The organism is Bradyrhizobium sp. (assembly GCF_019244115.1).
Taxonomy (GTDB): domain Bacteria; phylum Pseudomonadota; class Alphaproteobacteria; order Rhizobiales; family Xanthobacteraceae; genus Bradyrhizobium.
In genome coordinates this window covers 1-3,944 of record NZ_JAFATE010000386.1, presented here as the reverse complement: position 1 = coordinate 3,944, position 3,944 = coordinate 1, and the positions used below count along the sequence as shown (strand labels likewise).

At 64.5% G+C, this 3,944-nt stretch carries 6 protein-coding genes; all 6 read left to right on the top strand.

Annotated features, from left to right (window positions below; all coding sequences use genetic code 11):
• The coding region (locus tag JOZ76_RS16880) for a DUF2628 domain-containing protein (protein WP_291699909.1) at positions 1–382 on the top strand (382 nt) is incomplete at its 5' end.
• The gene (gene hisH / locus JOZ76_RS16875) at positions 379–1,029 is read left to right on the top strand and encodes an imidazole glycerol phosphate synthase subunit HisH (RefSeq protein ID WP_291699907.1); all 651 of its coding nucleotides are present in this window, start codon (positions 379–381) and stop codon (positions 1,027–1,029) included. The genes JOZ76_RS16880 and hisH, both read left to right, overlap by 4 nt.
• On the top strand, positions 1,026–1,766 hold the full coding sequence (hisA, locus tag JOZ76_RS16870) for a 1-(5-phosphoribosyl)-5-[(5-phosphoribosylamino)methylideneamino]imidazole-4-carboxamide isomerase (RefSeq protein WP_291699905.1): 741 nt from the start codon (positions 1,026–1,028) through the stop codon (positions 1,764–1,766). The genes hisH and hisA overlap by 4 nt, the downstream gene beginning before the upstream one ends.
• Positions 1,767–1,777: 11 nt before the next feature.
• Positions 1,778–2,551 carry an imidazole glycerol phosphate synthase subunit HisF gene (gene hisF, locus JOZ76_RS16865; protein ID WP_291699904.1) on the top strand — a complete coding sequence of 258 codons (774 nt, stop codon included), beginning with the start codon at positions 1,778–1,780 and terminating at the stop codon, positions 2,549–2,551.
• Between the two features lie 79 nt (positions 2,552–2,630).
• Entirely contained in the window at positions 2,631–2,954 is a 324-nt protein-coding gene (locus JOZ76_RS16860; RefSeq protein WP_291699902.1) for a phosphoribosyl-ATP diphosphatase, read from the top strand.
• Between the two features lie 33 nt (positions 2,955–2,987).
• On the top strand, positions 2,988–3,944 hold the full coding sequence (gene coaA / locus JOZ76_RS16855) for a type I pantothenate kinase (RefSeq protein WP_291699900.1): 957 nt from the start codon (positions 2,988–2,990) through the stop codon (positions 3,942–3,944).

The window sequence follows — 3,944 nt, the reverse complement described above, 5'->3', positions numbered from 1 at the left end:
CATGATCGGTTGGATCGTGCTGATGACCGTGGTCGATGTGGCGATGGTGCAGCTCCGCCTGGGTTCGACGGCGATCTTCTTCGTCGATCTCCTGCTCGCTTTGCTGCTCGGATTCGAGGCGTCGAGCCTGCGACGCTGGAGCTACTCGCGCCGCAACTGGCGCCAGCTCGACATCATCGTGGCCGATGATCTTGAGGCTGCGGAGCGGCGCTTCTTCGAACGCTGGGGCACGCGCCGCGCCGCAGGCTCTGGCCAGCCGCCGGTCGATCGCGGCGCGCCGCCGCCGGTGCGTGACAGGAGCGGCCAGTCCTTCGCCAATCCACCGCCGCTGCCGGCCGGCGGCATCATCGGGCTGTTTCCGGAACCCGGAGGTCAGCGATGAGCGTTGCCATCATCGACTACGGTTCGGGCAACTTGCACTCCGCGGCCAAGGCCTTTGAACGGGCGGCGCGGAGTATGGAAAATCCGCAAGCCATCGTGGTCACGCGCGATCCGGACACGGTCTATCGCGCCGACCGTATCGTGCTGCCGGGCGTCGGCGCCTTCGCCGATTGCCGCCGGGGGCTCGACGCGCTCAACGGGATGGCCGATGCGATGACCGAGGCGGTCCGCAACAAGGCGCGGCCATTTCTCGGCATCTGTGTCGGCATGCAGTTGATGGCGACGCGCGGCAAGGAGCACGTCATCACCGAAGGACTCAACTGGATCGCGGGCGACGTGGTGAAGATCGCGCCCGATGACGAGAACCTGAAGATCCCGCATATGGGCTGGAATACGCTCGAGCTGGTCCAGGAGCATCCAGTGCTGGAGCGGCTGCCGCTCGGGCCGAACGGCCGCCACGCTTATTTCGTGCACTCTTATCACCTCGATCCCGCCAGTGAATCCGATGTCCTGGCGCGCGCCGATTACGGCGGACCCGTCACCGCCGTCGTCGCCAAGGACACCGCGATCGGCACCCAGTTTCACCCCGAGAAGAGCCAGCGCTTCGGGCTCGCGCTGATCTCGAACTTTTTGAAGTGGAAGCCGTGATCCTGTTTCCTGCCATCGACCTGAAGAACGGCCAATGCGTGCGGCTCGAACAAGGCGACATGGCGCGTGCGACCGTGTTCAACCTCGATCCGGCCGGGCAGGCCACGAGTTTCGCGGCGGAGGGTTTTGAATATCTGCATGTGGTCGATCTCGACGGCGCCTTTGCCGGCAAGCCGATGAATGCAGGGGCGGTCGAGGCGATGCTCAGCGCCGTGACCATGCCGGTCCAGCTCGGCGGCGGCATCCGCGACCTCAGAACGGTCGAAGCCTGGCTCGGCAAGGGCGTGGCCCGCGTCATCATCGGCACGGCGGCGGTACGCGATCCGGATTTCGTCAAGGCGGCCGCAAAAGCGTTTCCGGGCCGCGTCGCCGTCGGGCTCGACGCGCGCGACGGCAAGGTCGCGGTCGAGGGCTGGGCGGAGACGTCGGAGATCACGGCGCTGGAGATCGCGCGACGATTCGAGGATGCCGGCGTCGCCGCAATCATTTTTACCGATATCGCACGGGACGGCCTGTTGAAGGGGCTCAATCTCGATGCCACCATCGCACTCGCAGACCGGATCGCCATCCCCGTCATCGCCTCGGGCGGGCTTGCCTCGATCGAGGATGTCAAGGCGATGCTGGCGCCGCGGGCGAAAAGGCTGGCGGGTGCCATCGCCGGCCGTGCGCTTTACGATGGCCGGCTCGATCCGTCGGCCGCGCTCGCCCTGATCCGCAACGCGCGGGCCGCCGCCTAAGGAGAGCTTTCGTGTTCAAGGTCCGCGTTATTCCCTGTCTCGACGTCAAGGACGGCCGCGTGGTCAAAGGCGTCAATTTCGTCGACCTGCGCGACGCCGGTGACCCCGTCGAGGCAGCAATCGCCTATGACGCCGCCGGCGCCGACGAGCTCTGCTTCCTCGACATCACCGCGACCCACGAAAACCGCGGCATCATGCTGGACGTGGTGCGGCGGACCGCAGAGGCCTGTTTCATGCCGCTGACGGTCGGCGGCGGGGTGCGAACGACGGATAACATCAAGACCCTGCTGCGCTTTGGCGCCGACAAGGTTTCGATCAACAGCGCCGCCGTCAATCGCCGCGAATTCGTCAAGGAGGGCGCCGAAAAGTTCGGCGAGCAGTGCATCGTGGTCGCGATCGATGCCAAGCGCGTCCGGCAGAACGGCCGGGACCGCTGGGAAATTTTTACCCATGGCGGCCGCAAGCCAACCGGGATCGACGCCATCGAATATGCCCAGGAAGTCGTTTCCCTCGGCGCGGGCGAGATCCTCCTGACATCGATGGACCGCGACGGCACCAAGCAGGGTTTTGACCTGCCGCTGACCCGGGCCATTGCCGACAGCGTACCCGTGCCGGTGATTGCATCGGGTGGCGTCGGCAACCTTGATCACATGGTGGACGGCATCCGCGAGGGCCACGCCACCGCCGTGCTGGCGGCATCCATCTTCCACTTCGGGGAATTTACCATCCGACAAGCCAAGGACCACATGGCGCGCGCCGGTTTGGCTGTGCGGCTCGATCCCTGACGACTCCTGATCGCAAAACTGCTAAATCTCGGGCCATTCTGGCGCTGGATGCCCCGGCGCCTTCTAAAAGTCCGAGTTGATGTCGCGTTTCACTGTCCATGATCTGGCTGCCACCATCGATGCCCGCGCTGCCTCGGGCGGCGAGAGTTCCTATACCCGCAAGCTGCTGGACAAGGGCACCGAACACTGTGCCAAAAAGCTGGGCGAGGAAGCCGTCGAAACTGTGATCGCCTCACTGGGAAATGATCGCGATCACCTTATCGCGGAGAGCGCCGACCTCATATTTCATCTGCTGGTGCTGCTGAAGTCGAAGGACATCAGCCTGCGGGAGGTCGAGGCTGCGCTGGCCAAGCGCACCGCAATGTCCGGCCTTGAGGAGAAGGCCTCGCGCAAGAGCGGCTAGGATACACGCTCGGGGAATCAACAAGGCGGCATCATGGATATCAGGGCCAGAGACCAGCAATACAATCCCTACCGCATCTTCACGCGCGAGCAGTGGGCGGGCTTGCGCGACGATACGCCGATGACGCTGGAGCCCGGCGAATTCGACCGGCTGCGCTCGCTGCATGACCGCCTCGACCTCAACGAGGTCGAAGAGATCTATCTGCCGCTGTCGCGGCTGTTGTCGATCTATGTCGACGCCACCCAGCGGCTGTTTTATGCGCAGCGCCAGTTCCTCGGTATCCGCGACCGCAAGATGCCGTACATCATTGGAATCGCAGGCTCGGTTGCGGGCGGCAAGTCGACCACGGCGCGCGTGCTGCAGGCGCTGCTCGCCCGCTGGTCGCCGCGACCCAAGGTCGATCTGGTGACGACGGACGGCTTCCTGTATCCGAACGCGGTGCTCGAACGGCTGGGATTGATCCAAAAGAAAGGTTTCCCGGCGAGCTACGATCTGCCGTTATTGCTGTCGTTCCTGAGCGACATCAAGTCCGGACGGAGGGGCGTCCGCGCGCCGGTCTATTCGCATTTGAGCTGGGACATCGTTCCGAACCAATGGCAGGAGGTCGACCAGCCGGACATCCTGATCGTCGAGGGTGTCAACGTGCTGCAGACCGGACCGCTGCCGCGCGATGGCCAGGCGGTGCCGGTGGTCTCCGACTTCTTCGATTTCTCCGTCTATATCGATGCCGACGAGCCGGTGTTGCGGCAGTGGTATGTGAAACGCTGGCTGACGCTGCGCGACACCGCCTTCCATGATCCGCGATCCTACTTCCATCGTTATGCGCCGCTGTCGGACGAAGAGGCGATCGCCACCGCGACCGCGATCTGGGAGCGCACCAACCTCGCCAATCTCGAGGAAAACATCCTGCCGACCCGCCCGCGCGCGACGCTGATCCTGAAGAAGGGCGCCGATCACGTCATCGAGACGGTGGCGCTGCGGCGGCTGTAA